This window comes from Flavobacterium sp. ZT3R18 (genome assembly GCF_007097385.1).
Taxonomy (GTDB): domain Bacteria; phylum Bacteroidota; class Bacteroidia; order Flavobacteriales; family Flavobacteriaceae; genus Flavobacterium.
The window spans coordinates 233,949-252,471 of the sequence record NZ_VJZS01000005.1; the positions used below are offsets into that span (position 1 = coordinate 233,949).

Annotated in this window: 9 protein-coding genes; all 9 read right to left on the reverse strand. The window is 35.5% G+C overall.

Annotated features, from left to right (window positions below; all coding sequences use genetic code 11):
- Positions 1–43 precede the first annotated feature (43 nt).
- Positions 44–1,507, reverse strand: a complete 1,464-nt coding sequence (locus FNW52_RS08205) for a glycoside hydrolase family 125 protein (protein WP_143376964.1) — start codon at positions 1,505–1,507, stop codon at positions 44–46.
- A 6-nt stretch (positions 1,508–1,513) separates the two neighbouring features.
- Positions 1,514–3,796: a GH92 family glycosyl hydrolase gene (locus tag FNW52_RS08210; protein ID WP_143376965.1), complete on the reverse strand. Its 2,283-nt coding sequence runs from the start codon at positions 3,794–3,796 to the stop codon at positions 1,514–1,516.
- Positions 3,797–3,990: 194 nt separating this feature from the next.
- Positions 3,991–6,258 carry a GH92 family glycosyl hydrolase gene (locus FNW52_RS08215; RefSeq protein ID WP_143376966.1) on the reverse strand — a complete coding sequence of 756 codons (2,268 nt, stop codon included), beginning with the start codon at positions 6,256–6,258 and terminating at the stop codon, positions 3,991–3,993.
- A 111-nt stretch (positions 6,259–6,369) separates the two neighbouring features.
- Positions 6,370–8,361 carry a glycoside hydrolase family 2 protein gene (locus tag FNW52_RS08220; RefSeq protein WP_143376967.1) on the reverse strand — a complete coding sequence of 664 codons (1,992 nt, stop codon included), beginning with the start codon at positions 8,359–8,361 and terminating at the stop codon, positions 6,370–6,372.
- A 647-nt stretch (positions 8,362–9,008) separates the two neighbouring features.
- On the reverse strand, positions 9,009–10,517 hold the full coding sequence (locus FNW52_RS08225) for a SusD/RagB family nutrient-binding outer membrane lipoprotein (RefSeq protein WP_143376968.1): 1,509 nt from the start codon (positions 10,515–10,517) through the stop codon (positions 9,009–9,011).
- Positions 10,518–10,533: 16 nt separating this feature from the next.
- Positions 10,534–13,629: a SusC/RagA family TonB-linked outer membrane protein gene (locus FNW52_RS08230; RefSeq protein ID WP_143376969.1), complete on the reverse strand. Its 3,096-nt coding sequence runs from the start codon at positions 13,627–13,629 to the stop codon at positions 10,534–10,536.
- 355 nt (positions 13,630–13,984) lie between these two features.
- Positions 13,985–14,995 carry a LacI family DNA-binding transcriptional regulator gene (locus tag FNW52_RS08235; RefSeq protein WP_143376970.1) on the reverse strand — a complete coding sequence of 337 codons (1,011 nt, stop codon included), beginning with the start codon at positions 14,993–14,995 and terminating at the stop codon, positions 13,985–13,987.
- Positions 14,996–15,253: 258 nt separating this feature from the next.
- A complete protein-coding gene (locus FNW52_RS08240; protein ID WP_143376971.1) occupies positions 15,254–16,222 on the reverse strand; it encodes a type I phosphomannose isomerase catalytic subunit in 969 nt (322 codons plus the stop codon).
- A 17-nt stretch (positions 16,223–16,239) separates the two neighbouring features.
- Positions 16,240–18,342 carry a glycoside hydrolase family 97 protein gene (locus tag FNW52_RS08245; RefSeq protein WP_143376972.1) on the reverse strand — a complete coding sequence of 701 codons (2,103 nt, stop codon included), beginning with the start codon at positions 18,340–18,342 and terminating at the stop codon, positions 16,240–16,242.
- Positions 18,343–18,523: the final 181 nt, after the last annotated feature.

Sequence of the window (18,523 nt, forward strand, 5' to 3'; positions counted from 1 at the left end):
ACATTGCCATTGCCATTGTCATTGCCATTGATATTGATATTGCCTAAATGTTTTTATCCTTTAAGATTTGAGGATATTTCACACTAGTATGTACAATTAACTCTCCAAACAATGTATTCGCCCACGCAAACCATTTGCGAGTAAACTTTGTGACATCATCTTTATGAAATGACTCGTGCATAAAACCTGTATCGGCATTTGTTTTTATCAAATTGCTAATACACATTCGGATTTCCTTTTCGTCAACACTAGTTATTGCTCTTAGAATAATACTCATTGGCCAAATGGTATCAGCTCCCGTATGTGGCCCTCCAACTCCTTCGCCCGCTTTTCCTTTATAAAAAAACGGATTATTCTCAGAGAGTACCACTTTTCGTGTATTTAGATATAATGAACTATCTGGTTTAATGGCTCCCAAATAAGGCAATGACAGTAGAGAAGGTACATTAGCATCATCCATAAAGTGAAAACTTCCATATCCGTTTACTTCAAAGGCAATGATTTTTCCAAACTTAGGGTGGTCTATAATTCCATATTCATTCAATCCCTTTTTTATCTGATCTTGCAATTCTTTAGCTTTGGCAACCATGTCCATATCCTTCATTTTTGGAGAAGAGAACATTTCGATCAAATACCCAAGCACCTCAATAGCAAACATATTACTTGGAATTAAATACGGAAACAAGGTACTGTCATCGCTTGGACGAAAAGTAGAGACAATCAATCCACAAGGTTTTACAGGATAACCATATCCAGACAACGGTACTCCATCTGTTGCCCAAGCCGTTTCCCGCTGAAAACTATACGGCCCTTTATCCGTCCATCTTTGTTGTTCCTTGAATGTTTGCAAAATCAGATTCATTGCCCCTTTCCAATGGTTGTCGAACATGCTTATATCGCCAGTTTCTTTCCAGTAACCGTGAGCCAATCGAACAGGATAACACAGGCTATCAATTTCCCATTTTCGTTCATGGATGCCTGGTTTCATTTTGGTTATATCATTTTTCCATTCGCTAATTTTATTAAAATCTTTGTAGAAAGCGTTTGCATAAGGATCTAATAAAATACATTTTGTTTGGCGGTTTATTACTCCTTTTACTAGTTCGCCTAATTTTTTATCTGCTGCCACAAAAGGAATATAAGGCCAAATCTGTGCCGTACTGTCTCGAAGCCACATCGCATCAATATCTCCCGTAATTACATAAGTATCTGGCTTACCATCTATGATTTCAAAATCGACTGTGGTATCTAATGTATTGGGAAAACAATTTTCGAACAACCAAGCTAACTCAGGATTCGCAATCTGTTTTTTGATGCGAACAATAGCCGCTTCAATTGCATCACTAGTGAATTTCCTTTGTGCCAAAGGGGGGCGTTGACTCACAAAGTCTTTTAATCCTAAATCAAAAATCGAATTCGAATGTAAAGCAAAAGCATCACTTTGCAAGGCTAGAAGTCCAGCTGAAAAAATCCCTGTATTTTTTATGAATTTTCGTCTTGATTGCATACTATTTTATTTTGATGTTGAATAAGAATAAGGAAAGTCCTTTGCTGAAATTCCTCTTTGTTTATTAGGCAAATTACTCATATCGAAATGCAAGTCGGCACCTTTTAATAATTCGAAATGATTGATATAATTCTTGCTGTAGGTTGCATTATTCCATTTTAATTCCTGAACATATTTATTCTCTTCAGAATTACCAGGAGCATTGATTATAACTTGTTTCCCATTTTCTAATTGCAACGTCATTTTTTTGAATAATGGTGCGCCAAGAACATATTCATCCGTTCCAGGACAAACAGGATAGAATCCCATGGCAGAGAAAACATACCAAGCAGAGGTTTGCCCATTATCTTCATCCCCACAATAACCATCCGGAGTTGGTTTGTATAAACGATTCATAACTTCTCTGGACCAGTATTGCGTTTTCCATGGTTCGCCTGCATAGTTGTATAAATAAATCATATGCTGTATCGGTTGATTCCCGTGTGCATATTGCCCCATATTCATAATTTGCATTTCACGAATTTCATGAATAACCGAACCATAATAACTGTCATCAAAAACAGGAGGCAAAGTAAAAACGGCATCCAATTTAGACACAAATTGTTTTTGTCCTCCCATCAAATTAACCAAGCCATTTATGTCATGAAACACACTCCAGCTATAATGCCAACTATTTCCTTCGGTAAAATCTCCTCCCCATTTGAATGGATTAAAATTTTTCTGAAAACTTCCATCTTTACCCCTGCCACTCATCAACTTAAACTCTGGATTGAATACATTTTTATAATTCATCATACGTTTCTCGTACAATTCAATTTCTTTTTTAGGTCTTTTTAACACTTTGGCCAATTCCCAGATTGTAAAATCATCATAAGCATATTCCAATGTTCTTGCGGCGCTTTCGTTTATTCCAACATCATTAGGCACATATCCTAATTTATTGTAAAATCCAACACCTTTTCTTCCCGTGGCATCAGGCCCTTCGTTGTTTGCTCCTTTTAAAAGTGCTTCGTATAAAGTTTGAATACCCTCAATTTTCACTCCTTTTAAATAAGCATCTGCAACTACTGAAGCCGAATTATTACCTACCATACAATCTCTATATCCAGGACTCGACCATTCTGGAAGAAAGCCCCCCTCTTTATAGACATTTACCAATCCTTCTTGCATTTCTTTATTTATGGAAGGATAAAATAAATTCAGCATTGGGTACAATGCTCTAAAAGTATCCCAGAAACCAGTTCCGCCAAACATATAACCTGGCAAAATTTTACCAGTAAATGGACTGTAATGAATAATTTTCCCGTTCGAATCAATTTCGTATAGTTTTTGTGGAAAACAAGCGGTACGATACAAACAAGAATAAAAAGTTTTAAGTTGTTCGTCAGTTCCCCCTTCAATAGTTACTTTTCCTAAAACATTATTCCATTCCTTTTTAGATTCTGAAACTGTTTGCTCAAAAGTGGCGGTCCCTAATTCCCGTTGCAAATTTAATTCTGCTTGTTCCATACTGATAAAAGAAGAAGCCACTTTTACGTTTATAATTTCTCCTCTACTCGTTTTGAATCCGACTACAGCTCCTGCATGATCGGCCTTCATTTCAAGTTTTGCTTTATCTAAAACTGACCCACTCCAAGTATAATTTGAAGCAAATGGTTTGTCAAAAATTAAAACAAAATAATTTTTAAAATTAGGGGCTACACCACCACTATTACGAGTAGTATAACCCATAACTTTATTCTCGGACGGAATAATTTTTATATAAGATCCTTTATCAAAAGCATCAATTACAATTGAAGATTGGTCATTTTGTGGAAATGTAAATTGAAAATGAGCGGCTCTTTCGGTAGCGGTAATTGCTGTTGTCACATCATAATCGGCAAGATAAACACTGTAATAATAAGGGGTTACTATTTCTGATTTATGACTAAACCAGCTTGCACGATCCTCCTCGACAAATGCCAATTTACCCGTTACAGGCATAATGGAGAACTGTCCGTAATCATTTATCCAAGGCGATGGCTGATGCGTTTGCTTGAAACCTCGAATCTTTTCAGCAGTATACGTATAGCACCATCCGTCTCCCATTTTACCAGTTTGTGGCGTCCAAAAATTCATTCCCCAAGGTCTACAAATAGCGGGATAAGTATTCCCATTTGAAAGGTTAGGCGCAGATTGTGTTCCCATCAAAGGGATTACATAATCGACTGGATCGAACGTTTTGGTTTGTGCTTTTACTTGGACGCAAAGTAATAGTAAACTCGAAATAATTAAACTCTTTATTTTCATATGTAGCTAATATTTGTTTTTTATTTGAATATGGTATCGCCAGATCTTCATTGGTGCTTACGAGAAATGATGTCATAGCGATTTCATAGTTTTAATATAAAATAGTTTTTAAAAACCTCATCCCCAACCCCTCTCCAAAGGAGTTAGATACATGCGGCCGATCACTGAAAACTGCGACTGAAAACTAAAAACTTCTACAAAGGTCTATCCACTTTCAACACCCCAAAAGTCTTTGAAGGCTGACTCCCCATATACAATTTGAGTTCTCCTCCTTTTATAATCATGTCATGGGTGATGTACGATTTGGTATATGGCTTCCCATTATATGCTGCTTTTTGAATGTATTTATTCGCTTTGCTATTATCCACAGCCAGTATTTTGAAAGAAACATTTTTTTTATAGTGGATTGTGGCTTCATCAACAGCTGGGCTTCCCATAACGTAAATGCCATTGGCAGGATTTACAGCATAGAATCCCATAGAAGAGAGTACGTACCATGCTGACATTTGACCCACATCTTCGTTACCACAGATTCCATCAGTTTTAGTGGTATAGAATGTATCAAAAACTTCACGGACAATTTCGGCGGTCTTCCAGGGTTGTCCCACATACGCATAAAGATAAGGGATATGGTGACTTGGTTCATTTCCTTGAGCATATTGACCTATCAAACCACTGATGTCGGGAGACGCTTCTTCGCCTGCTACTTTTTCGTTAATTTTAAATAATTGGTCGAATTTTTGGATAAAGGGATCATCTCCTCCAAACAATTCAATCAAACCATAAGGGTCTTGAGGCACCAGCCAAGTATATTGCCAAGCATTTCCCTCTACATAATCGTCTTTACGATGGGCAGAAGAAAGCGGGTTGAATGGTTCTCGCCATTGCCCATTTTTTAATTTCCCCCTCATAAATCCAGTATTTTTATCAAAATATTGTTTGTACAACGCTGCTCTTTTAGTGAAATAAGCATAATCGTCCATTTTATTCAAGTCCTTTGCCATTTTGGCTATGCAATAATCGTCAATGGCGTATTCCATTGCATTGGCAACAGATTCTAGTTGGCTGTCGGCAGGTATATACTGAACTTTCTGAACATAATCCATTCCAGCTCGAGTTTGCATAGCCGTTTTCTTTATGGCTTCAAAAGCCAATGCTACATCATAGTTTCTGTACCCTTTAAAATAAGCATCAACAATAACAGCTATAGAATGATTCCCGTTCATACAATCGGTTTCATTCCCCATCAAATGCCAAACTGGCAATCTCCCTTGTTGCTGATAAATCGCTAAAAACGTTTTGACAATATCGTTGATTTTATCTTCTTGGGTAATCGTATAAAGCGGATGTAAGGCCCGATAGGTATCCCATAAAGAGAAAGTGGTATAGTTTACAAATCCTGCGTTTTTATAGACTTTCTTGTCTGTTCCCCTATAATCACCATTTGCATCATTAAAAATCGAAGGCGCAAACATAGTGTGATATAAAGCCGTATAGAAAATTGTTTTGGTATCGGCATCGCCTTTAATATCGATTTTCCCCAAAGCTTTATTCCATTTGGCAGCTGCTTGTTGAACCGATTGAGCAAAATCCCAAGTAGGAATTTCAGCTTTTATGTTCGTCAAAGCATTTTCATAACTCACGGGGGAAAGCCCCACTTTTACCAGAATAACATTCTTTGATTTGTTTTTAAAATCAAGTACGGCTTTCATTTTTAACCCTTTCCCGTCGATTCCTTTTACAACCGAAGTGCTGTCATAAAGCGAAACATTCGAAATATCTTCTGAAAATTCCATGGCAAAAAACAAACGCTGATCAGCAGCCCATCCTTTAGAATGACGGTATCCCACTAGGGTTCTGTTTCCAGTTTTTTTGATGAAAGTTTCTTTTGGACTATCCCATCCCACACCATCTGCCAAGTCCAACAATACGTGTGCTTCGTCTTTCGAGTTGAAAGTATATTTATGAAAACCGACTCTTTCAGTAGTCGTCAACTCGCCTTTTACATTATATTTATCCAAAAGAACACTATAATAACCTGGTTTTACCACCTCATTAGTATGAGAAAAGGTAGAACCATAGCCGCTTGCCTCTTCTTTAGTTGCTTTTTGCAGGGGTACTTTTCCCGTAAGGGGTAAAAGCAGAATATCATTCAAATCGCCAATTCCAGTTCCGCTCAAATGCGTGTGGGTAAATCCCAAAATGGTGTTACTCGAATAATTGTAGGCACTGCACCAGTCCCAACCTTCAAAAATTGTAGAAGGTCCCAATTGAACAGCACTAAAGGGAACATTGGCTCCAACAAAAACATGTCCATGTCCTCCAGAACCGATATACGGATTCACGTATTGGGTGTAATTTGCATCCGCATTTTTGTTCGTCTTCCCTTGAGAATAGGTTGGAAAAACCGATAGTACAAGTGACACAGCAATAATTGCGAATGACAATTTATTTTGTTTCATCTTCTCCATTTTATATGTTATTTTGGCTAAAGCCACTACAGATTAATTCATTTTCCTCCAGCTAAAGCTGGAGGCAATTTAAAAACCTCCATAATCAAAATTTAATACAAATTATCTGTTTCTCTTCAACACCTCATACAAAGATGTAATAGTGATATTTGGTTTTGAAATTGGACTTTCGATAATAATCGTCTTTTGTTGTCCAGCTTTCAGATCAAAATAGTTGTCGCTCAATCTTCCGGTGTACCCTTTGATGTCTATCCAAACATATTTTGCGTCTTTATTGGCTATCAGCACTATTTTACTTCCATTTATTTTAAATTGTATAGCTGGATTTTCTAGCTTTAAATGTATGGGGCGAGTCAAATCGACTACTGGTTTGACATCATCCCGATACGCTTCTTTCACGGCATACCAAGCCGCTTTTGGCTGACGGTTGTAGTAATCTGTAATACTCCAACTTGCCACAGGCCAACAATCATTGAGTTGCCACAAAATGGTCCCCATATTGTACGGTGCTTTTGAACGATGGATTCCGATTATATTTTTAAAAGAATAATATTGTAAACATTGTGTGAGATAGGTATAATCTTTGACTGACCACGTTTTTACATAAGTAGTATCTTTGAAATAGCGTTGCAAATAGGAATTCAGTTTATGAAAACCTTTACCCGCTTTTTGATGCGCTTTCAACACATCCGAATACAAATGGCGATCCTCTTCAATAGTTATTTTCTCCGTGCTAGCATAATTCGGCATCGCCTGCATACCGTATTCACTCACAAAACGACCCGTTTTTTTTAGGGTAACTTCAACATCTTCCAGTCCCCACCAAGTGCCCCAATAATGACTATCGCCTTGGGTAATACTCGCTGGTTTTCCCCACCCAAGCAATGGGGAACTGCTTACGTAAGGACGATTAGGATCTACTTCTTTAACCCATTTTGGAATACTGTCCTGAAACAATCGTTTGTAATCATTCCACAAGCGAATAGAATCCTTTTGATTCATTTTGAATGTTTTTTGCCATCCCCAATTTTTAAAAGCTTCATCAATTTCATTATTCCCACACCAAACCACGATCGAAGGATGATGACGCAAACGCTTCACTTGGTATTTTACTTCTTCTTTTACATTGTCAAAAAAAGCTTTATCTCCTGGCACCATCGTTCCAGCAAACATAAAGTCTTGCCAAACATAAATTCCGTTTTTATCGCATAAATCATAGAAATAATCATCTTCATAAATTCCACCACCCCAAACACGTAACATATTCATATTGGCCTCTTTTGCCATCAAAATAACTTTTTCATATTCTTTATGGGTCACTCTAGAAAGAAAAGCATCCGAAGGAATATAATTGGCTCCTTTCATATACACTGGGGTACCATCAATTTTAAAATAAAATGACTTCCCTATAGTATCGACATCTTGAACCAATTCGTATTGGTGTGGCACTTTATATACTTTCTCGGCTTCTTTTTCATCATAAGCTTCTAACCGAACCGATTTCCAAATGCCACAAGTGGTAAATTTAGGTCCCCAATCCCAACCAAAATGATACTGCGCTTTACGCACATACGCGCGAGGGTTGTCAGGAATTACAAAAGGAAGATCCTTTTTGGCCAGCGAATCAACTACATTTTGTGCCGATTGAAACACAACTACTAAATCATTCTTGCCTGGTTTTATTATTTTTTTTACGTCTACTCGCCATTGACGAAACATATTATCGGCTTTTAAAACTAACTGTTTATTCAAGTACACCGTTGCATAGGTATCTAATCCATCAAAAACGAGTGCTGCATATACTTTCTTTATCGTAGCAGGGGTTACCAAAAAAGTGGTTTTATATTCCCAATTTTTTTTTTCTATCCACTGTAATTTTTTCTCATTATCACGATAAAAAGGGTCTGATATTAATTTATTTTTCAATAAATCAGTATGCACTTCTCCTGGAACTGTGGCCGAATACCACTTTAAAGCACCCGCTTCTCTGTATTGCCATCCTTTTTGAATATCAATATTTTGGGCACTGACCACAAATGAAAAGTTTGCAAGACAAATGTAGAAAAACCAATATAAGTGTTTTTTATATTTCATTGTTACTGAGTTTACTACCATTATTACGGTGTGTTTATATTTTTCTAGAATAAACAAAAGTGCTTTAGTAAAGGTTTATTTTGAAACATTTACTTAATAGTTGGCAGCGAGAGAAGGATTGTTCTTGCAGCACAATTAATTCCTTCTCTTTTCAGGGTTGCATTTCAGAATAACTAACAAAAATATTCAAAAACTATCTCCTTTTTCCTTCTGCCAAGCTTATTCCAAGCTTTATATCTTTTATTATTTTCTACCTGAGCGGTTTTATATTCTCTTAAAACTTTAAGGACCTTACTAGGCTATAATTTGTTGGATTAATTAATTTATAAAAAAATAAATTTTATTTCTAAATCATTATAAAACAACCCAAATCAGCTTTGTGTTACCACGAAAATACTTGTAATTAAAGATGTTAAATTAAGTATATTCATCTAATAGTTTGCTGAAGATAACTCCATTTTTTTCAGCAGACAGTAAAAATTATCTGTTGCGAAAAAAGAGGTGATAAAAGCAATAAACCAAACCTTAAAAAATAACAACTCTTTTTATACCTTAGTAAATGTTTAAAAAAATACAAAACTAAAAACTTAATAGTAAGCCGGGAGGAACAACCTACCCGACTTATATTAAGCTAACCTAACCCAAACTTATTTATCCCACCAAACTCTAGTTGTCATTAAATCTAAACCTTGACGTTGTATCGCTTCCTTATAATTGGCACTATTTGTAAAAAGCTCAGATTGATCATAAACCAATCTTCTAGGAATAGTTCCGTTAGTTACCCCAGCTGGAGCGTTAACAGGAACTAAAACTGGAAATCCTGTTCTTCTATACTCTGAAAAAGCTTCAATCCCATTAAACAATAGAACTATCCATTTTTGAGTTCCAATTTGCTTTAAAGCATTGGGAGCATCAAAAGCGATACCAGGAGTTGTTATATAAGCATTATACTCAGCAGTAGTAACCGCCGGAACCTTGTCTCCAAATATTGTTAGTATCTCCATTGCAGCTTTTACCCCATCTTCGTAATGCTGTTTAGCGGTTCCGGTAACATTCCATCCTTTTACGGCTGCTTCGGCAAGAAAGAATTGAACCTCAGCATAAGATATGATTAAGGTAGGAGCATCTGTACGCAACACCGTTGAAGTGTTTGGATCCGAGAAAAGTTGACTGTCACCACCAGGAATTACTTTTGCATCATTGGCTAGTCCTTGTTGATTTGCTGGATTGTTGTCTTGTGTCGCTTCCAATTTAGCATAAATTCTCAAACGGGGATCATTGTTATTCTTCAACAAATCAATAAAGGTTTTACTGAATTTTATGTTTCCTTTTCCATTTTGCAAATCATTAATTACCCAAGTAGAAGTAATTGGATTGGTTTTAACACCTTGTGGACTAGAATCATGTTTTAGAACTAAGCTTTCAACATTAGACGTAAATACTCCTTTAGCAAAAGCTTTTTCTACGTAGAGTTTCGATTTAGCAGCATCTGCTTTAGACAAACGCATCGCTACTCTTAACATCAATGAATTAGCCATTTTTTTCCACTTTGCAACATCGCTTTGATAAAACAAATCAGCATTACCTACAAAAGGCTTGTTGGCATCTAGTGCGTCACCTGCCTCGTCCAACTCTTTCAAAAGATCGTTGTAGATTGCTTGTTGGGTGTCGTATTTTGGAGAAAAAATATTCCCATTATATCCTTTACCTGCCTCAAAATAAGGAACCTCACCATAAGTATCGGTCAATTTTTGGAACATAAATACCTTCATTATTCTGCAAGCCTGAATCATATTGGAATTTTCGGTCGTATTGGGTAAAACCGACATTAACTGAAAAATTTGACTCAACCCTTTACCATACGATTCTCCAAAAAGCGACCCTGAATACCCTCCATCATAGGAGTATACTGAACCAGATCCTCCTATTGAGGAAAATTGCTGTACAATTTGGGCTGCATATATGTTATTGGCCCTGGTATTCGAATAGTCTTGTCCATCCATATACACCTCTGCTAGCGTAAACATAGATTTCGGTGATGGAGTTGTTAAAGCATTTGGATCCGTGTTCATTTCTTCGAATCCGTTTTCGCATGAAGTTAATGTCATTGCACTAACAATTGCGATAGAAAATAATTTTATAAATTGATTTTTCATCTTAAGATTTTTATTATTAGAATTTAACATTAAGAGTTAGACCATAATTCCTAGTCAAAGGCAAAGTTGCTCTTTCAAGACCTTGAGCATTACTATTAGAATAGTTTGATTCTGGATCTATATTTGGAGTTGCACTATATAACGTCCATAAATTATGAGCAGAAAAAGCTACGTTGATTGCTTGAAATCCTGTTTTCCCTATTAATTCTTTTGGGAAAGCATAACTTAAAGAAACTGATCTCAATTTGACAAAATCAGCGTCATAAACAAAATTTGATGATATCTGACTATAACCCGCTCTCCAATAATCATAAGCTGGAACTTGTTTGTCTACGCTATTACCGTTAACATCAGTTCCTGTAACATGAATTCCTCCTTCACGACCTTCTAATGTCATTTCGGTTAAACCCCAACGTGTTCCCAACTGATTTGTAGCAGAATATATTTCTCCTCCAAATTTTGCATCTATAAGAGCCGAAAGTGTAAACGCTTTATATTTAAAATCGTTAGTAAATCCCATTGCCACTGGTGCAACACCTTGCCCTGCTATAATTAAGTCACCTCTTTCAAATCTTCCGCTTGCGTTAAGCAGAATAGTACCATTTTTATCTCTCAAATAATCATAAGCTTTGATAACTCCAAAAGGCTGCCCTACTTCTAAAGCTACAGTGGCTCTACCATCTCTATTCCCATCTAATGTCTTAGTGGTTATTCCATCGGCCAAGCCAACTACTTCACTATCATTATACCCAATATTATATCCTATAGTCCACGTAAAATTTTCTGTTTTGATAGCTTTTGCATTTATGGCAAACTCCACACCTTGATTCAAAATTTCACCCACATTAATTTTTGTGGTTTTATAACCAGAAGCAACAGAAACATCTGCATCAGTGATATCATTAGTAGTTCTCTTGCTGTAAAAAGTCAAATCGGTACTAAGTCTATTATTGAAAAATGTATTCTCAAAACCAAATTCAATAGTACTTACATTATAAGGTTTCAATTTGCTATTCGGAATAGTCTCTCCTTTAATTCCCAAAATTGGTTGCCCCTGAGCATCGGTTTGCCCATTGGGAGTAGCATAAGACAGATTTAAAGCATAAGCATCAGGCAATGCTCCCCCAACGTTACCCCAACTACCTCTCAACTTACCATACGACATCCATTCTGGTAAGTCTATCACATCAGAGTAAATAAAACTTGTACTCACAGAGGGATAAAAAGTACTATTATTTGATGGGTCCAAAGTAGAAAACCAATCTTCACGACCTGTTAAACCTACGAACAAGTAATTTTTATATCCAAAATCTGCCGAATAAAACACTGAGTTTACTTCGCTTTCTGAAAACAGTTTTTCAGTTCTGTCTGGCGTGGTATTTCCATAAAAATATTCAAACGGTACTATAAAACCATTTCCTCTCGTTTTTATTCCACTATATCTATTATGCTGGCGGTTTGCACCAACAAAAGCATCTAATGTAAGATTTTTAACTAAATCTCCTTTATACCCCAAGAAAGCAGAAGTGTTTAACTCTGTACGGTCTTCAATTCTGTTTTCGATACTTCCTGCTGGATTATAGGAAATTCCTGTTGGTTCAACTTCTTCAAATTCATAACTAATGTCGTCAATACCAATTACTGCTTTTGCATAAAATTTATCCGTAATATTATAAGTTAGATTAGTAGAACCTATAAAACGTTTTCTAAGGTCATCATTCAAATCTTGGGAAGTAGCAAAAGACGGAACTGTGTTGTAATCATTTCCACCTAAGTAATCCGCCTCTCCTCTATCTGCATTATAGGGATTCTTCATCCAATTAATGTCAGTTTGCGGACTCAAAAAAGTAACCACATAGGCGGCATTTCTCGGGCCATCATTCAAATAAGGTCTGTTGTGAGATTTTTCAGAAATATACTGAGCATTTGCTTCTACACTTACTTTTGTATTTGGAGTAGAAGAAAAATTAAAAGCTATGTTATTTCTACCAAAAGTTGTGCCTGGCATGATAGACTCATTTTTAGTATTTCCAAAAGACACTCTAAAATTAGAAGTTTCGTTTCCTCCAGAAATTGCCAAAGTGTTGGTAAAGTTCATTCCTGTTTGATAGAAATTTTTGATATTATTATTCCCATTAGCTGAATAAGTATGTGGCTGACCGTCTACACCGATTATTGAAGAACCATCATATTTATCTCCCCAAGTAAAATTATAAGCATCTCTAATATTATCCAAAGTGGTTTCTCTTGTAGGAATACCCGCATTACCAGGCGCTCCTATTCCGTACTGATCTTGCCATTTCAGATGGTTTATGGCCGTACTAGCGACAATACTTGTACTAAAATCAACTCCTATTCCTTTACCTGACTTTCCTTTTTTGGTGGTAATCAAGATTACCCCATTAGAACCTCTATAACCATACAGAGCAGATGCTGCACTCCCTTTTAATACTGACATAGAAGCGATATCATCTGGATTGAAAGAAGACATACCATCTCCTTTATCGGCCCCGCCATACAAACCGACATTACCTTGCTGAGTATTGTCAATAGGAACACCATCTACCACATACAAAGGCTGGTTTGATCCAGAAGCTGAAGTAGCCCCACGAATAATCACACGGCTGGAACCTGATGGCCCAGTAGCTGGTGCAGAAACATTTACACCCGCAACTCTTCCTTGTAATGCGTTCGCTAAGTTTACCTCTTTGGTTTTTGTCAAATCATCTCCTTTTACCTCACCAACAGCATACCCCAATGTTTTCTTGTGTTTCATTACCCCAAATGAGGTAACCACTACATCCTTTAATTCTGTTGTGCCAATAGCTAGCAAAACTGTAATATTATTTTCATGGGCACCAACTTCTACAGATTTTGAAATAAACCCAATAGAAGATACTGTCAAAGTAATTTTTCCCTCAGGAACTGACATCGTAAAATGCCCTTCAGAATCCGACATTGTACTAATAGACATTCCTTTTACCTTTATATTTGCAGTGGCAATACTCTTTTTTTCTGCATCTGCGACTACTCCTGTTATTGATCGGTTTTGCGCAGCTACTCCTATGCAGCTAAGCATTACCAGACCTAACACTAATATAATTCGTTTCATAAGCAATTGTTTTTGGTTTGTTAATTTGTTTTTGGTTTATTTAAAAATTATTAATAAAAAAGAATTCAATTTCAATATATCCTTTCATTAAGGTCACTCCTTTAAACTTTTACATTTTAAGAAGGTCAATATGTTATTTACTAAATCGTTTTAGTAAATGAATTAAAAAAAGCAACCCTGTTCATGTTTGATTTACAAAAACGATTTAGTAAATCATCTAAAAAAAACTAATCCTAAATTTGAGTGTTTCAAGCTATCGTAGTAAAGGTTTTGAAGTAAAAAATTTACTTATGTGGCATTTCTAGATTATTTTATACTTATTATTAAATTTATAAAAAAATTAAAATCACTCCATTCACACTGATTCTCTAATCACCAACTTTCCTTTCTTCATTACTTTATGAACCTCACCTTTTTTTTCATCAACCATTTGACCCATAAGAATTTCAACTGCTTGCACGGCTATTTCTTCTAAAGGCTGCTCTACAACAGTTATAGTAGGTGTGTTGAGTCTAAAACTATAATGGTCATCAAAACTTACTATAGCTAAATCTTTAGGAACTTGTAACCCCATATTTTTAACCACATGAAGTCCAGCAAGGCCTAAATAATTTGTTAAAAAAAGAACGGCATCAATCTTTGGATTCTTCTTTAAAAATTTCGTGATTTCCGAAACCCTATTTTCTTCTTCATTTGGATAATCAATATAAAGAATATTGGATTCATTAAAAAGATTATTTTTTTTAATCACATCAGTATACCCTTTTTCTCTTAATTGCATTTGTATCATTCCTGATGAATTGTTAACCAGAGCAATGTTTTGATATCCAGAATTAATTAAATATTGTGTTGCAGAATAAGCCGCTTCGTAATTATCCATGACAACATGACTAACATTTTGATTGGCAAAATATCTATCTATTAAAACTACTGGTTTATTTAATTTCAACAGATTGTCAATGCTCTGCTCCATTAATTTGGTAGGAGTTATAATAAATCCATCCACATTTGCCTGAAGAAGACTCTGTACCAATTCATCAGATTCGTTATCATCATTACCAATACTACAATAAAAAACTCTATAACCAAGTTTCCCCGCCTCGTTTTCAATAACACGTGCTAATTGCGAAAAAAAGTGATTGGAAATATCCTCTACAATAAGCCCAATAGATCTTGTTTTTCCAGTTCTAAGACTACTTGCAATCATACTAGGTCTATAGTACAGCTTTTCGGCAATATCTTTTACTTTTTTGATAACCGCGGCACTAATGCCCATTTTCTCGCCTTTATCATTAATAACAAAAGACACCGTAGAGATGGAAACTCCAGCTTCATTTGCGATATCTTTAATTGTGATTTTTTTCATCTAACGAGTTAATTTTTTCTTAAACAGTTACTAATTCTGTCACAAATATAATTAAAAATAATTACAAAATCGATTTAGTAACTATTTTTTTAAAACAAATGTTTTTTAAAAGTTAATAAACCAATAAAATCATAGTAATTGAAACTATATACAGAGATATTCTTATAACTGAACGATAAATAATTCCGTATTAAAATTTGATTCTCGACTAATCATTGATTTGACAAAACAACACTTTCTTCCAGTGAGAATAGCTACTTATGAAATAAATATTTCTAAAACTGAAGCTTTCCCATTGAGGCCAAATGCATTCATGGTAGCAGGAACTAAAACCGTATCCCCTTTTTTATATTGAAATTTCACATTGTCAAACTCTATCTCAAAAGCACCATCCACACACATATAAACCGTAAATGTTTTGTCTGTTTTATTAACCGTAATTTCTCCATTTAAGGGAATAAAATTAGTTGTAAAATAAGGGCAATCTACAATTCTATTTGATTGATTAAATACGCTATCGTAACTCTTATAAGTGTCAACTTTATTGTAATTAATAGCTTCCAGAGCCAAATCAACGTGTAATTCTCTTGTGTTTCCTTGCGAATCTACTCTGTCAAAATCATAAAGTCGGTACGTAATGTCAGATGTTTGCTGAATCTCAGCTACTACCAATCCTGCACCTATTGCATGAACAGTGCCGGTTTCCAGAAAAAAAACATCCCCTGCTTTTACACTTACATCATCCAGAATAGTTAGTAATGTATTGCTTTTTAAGTTTTCTGAAAAATTTTCTGCATTCGATTTTTCTTTAAATCCAACTATTATTTTGGCATCATCATCGGCTTGCATAATATACCACATCTCCGTCTTTCCAAAAGAATTGTGTCGCTTTTTAGCCAACTCATCATTAGGATGCACCTGAATCGATAAATCTTCACGAGCATCTAAGTATTTTAACAGCAAAGGAAACTGTTTGCCAAATCTATCATAAACTGCTGCTCCTAAAATCTCAATGGGATATTCATCGATAACTTGGGTTAATGATTGCCCTTTTAATATACCATTTGCGATACAACTTACCTCTCCTTCTACCGTTGATAATTCCCAACTCTCTCCAGTTGTTTTTGAAGTAATTGGTTTATTGAGGACGGTATTAAGTTTTTCTCCTCCCCAAATTCTTTCTTTCAGAATGGGATCAAATTGCAATGGATAAAATTTCATACTCATTTTTATTTTCTTTTAAATTATTTTATTGAAATAGCTACTCCACCACCCGCAGCCAATTGTTGTTTTAGTTTAGTTTTACTGTTTACAATTACTTTTCGAATGTTGTACGATTGTGGATTGGTTTGATAGTGCGCCCCTTTCCCATCTTCGTATAGGGTTGCTACATATGAATTTCCAAGAGGCAAGAAACTAAAATCAATCGTTGCAATTCGGGGATTCTCGTCTGTGATACCCCCCACAAACCATTCGTTTTTGCCTTTTGCTTTTCGAGCAATCGTAATATAATCACCCGGTTCAGCTTCTAGAATATAAGAGTTGTCCCAATCTAATGCCACATCTTTTATAAATTGGAAAGCATCGTTAAAACGCCTGTAATTTTCGGGTAAATCGGCCGCCATTTGTAGAGGACTGTACATCGTTACATACAATGCCAATTGTTTGGTAAGCGTAGAACTCAACTTGTTTTTTTTAGCCCCATAAACTGATAAATCTCCTTGAAAAATTCCTGGAGTATAATCCATAGGACCACCCATCAATCGTGTAAAAGGCAGGATGGTAGTATGATCTGGATTGTTCCCTCCAAAGGATTCAAATTCAGTTCCTCGAGCCGATTCCTGGGCAAACCAATTGGGATAAGTACGATTTAATCCCGTAGGTCTAACCGCTTCATGAGAATCTACCATAATCTTATGTTTTGCAGCCTCACATGCCACATAACTATAATGATTAACCATGGCTTGACCATCGTGATGTTCTCCTCTAGGAATAATTGGACCTACATATCCCGTTTTTACAGCATTATAATTGTTATCAACCATAAACCGAAGAGCATCATCCAATTGCCTTTCATACTCAACGGTAGAGGAGGTCGTTTCGTGATGCATAATTATTTTAACTCCTTTCTGAGTGGCATATTTACTTAATTCTTTGACATCAAAATCAGGATATGATTTTGTAAAGCTATAAATACGCTCTTTCTTGAAAGCAGTATTATCTTCCCAACCTTCATTCCATCCTTCTACCAGTACGGCATCAAAACCATTTGTTGCAGCAAAGTCTATATATTCTTTTACATGCTTAGTATTTGCTCCATGAGTTCCGTTCGGTTTTAATTTAGAAAAATCTGTAGTTCCTATTACAACATCCTGATCATCAGAATATGCCCATGTCGAACCTTTTCCTATGAAATATTCCCACCAAACCCCGATATATTTAACTGGTTTTATCCAAGAAGTATCTTCAAATGTGCAGGGGTCATTAAGATTCAAAATCAATTTTGAAGCCAAAATTGTGCGAGCATCATCACTTACTACTATAGTTCTCCATGGTGTATGACTTCCTGTCTGCATGTACCCTTTATTGCCTACTGCATCTGGAGTTAGGTGCGAACTCAGCGCAAATGTTTTACTATCTACATTTAGAAATAGGGCTGAATAATTTGTTAGAGCAGCTTCATGAATATTAATATAAAGTCCTTCATCGGTTTTCATCATCAAAGGAGTTTGAACGGCTAAATTTTTAATTTTTGTTTGAGCTGCAAGAGATTCGTCATAAGCATGAACCATTAAAGCTGGAATGTCAGAAATTTTAGAAGTAGTGTACTTATATTCATTGCTATCATAATCTCCTGGCAACCAAAAAGTCTTATGGTCTCCAACCAAATTAAACTCACTTGTTTCTTCCTGAATAATAAAATGTCTAAGATTCTCCTGAACTGGAAATTCGTAACGAAATCCTAAACCATCATCAAACAAACGGAAACATATTGTGATTTTCCTTTCACTTTTGCTCTGTATGAGTTCAACTTTCATTTCATTGTAATGATTTCTTATTTCCTTTTGTTCTCCTAATACGGGTTGCCAAGTACTATTCTCCGTTTGAAAATGAGTGCCGAGAAGATTAAAATTTTCATTAAATAAAATATCCGACTTTAAAACGAAGCCCATTTTACTTTCCTTAATTACCGCTTTTAGTTTATATCTTAACGAATAAATTGGTGTTCCAACTTCATTGAGATGAAATGACAACTTCAAATTCCCATCAGGTGATTTCAGTTCTTGCGCATCCACAACTGAATTGAAAACAAAAATAAAAAAGCAAACAAAAAATATTTTTTTCATATATCCTAAAAATTATTATTTACTAAATCGATTTAGCAAATATATTAAAAAATGTTAGATCCTTTGAAAATTGGCAAAATATATTCTTGCATTAAAAATAAAACCCCAAAACTAACCTATACTTTGACACCTTTCTTCTACTTTTTAAAAGTAAATCATTTCATCAACTCTATCAATTCAA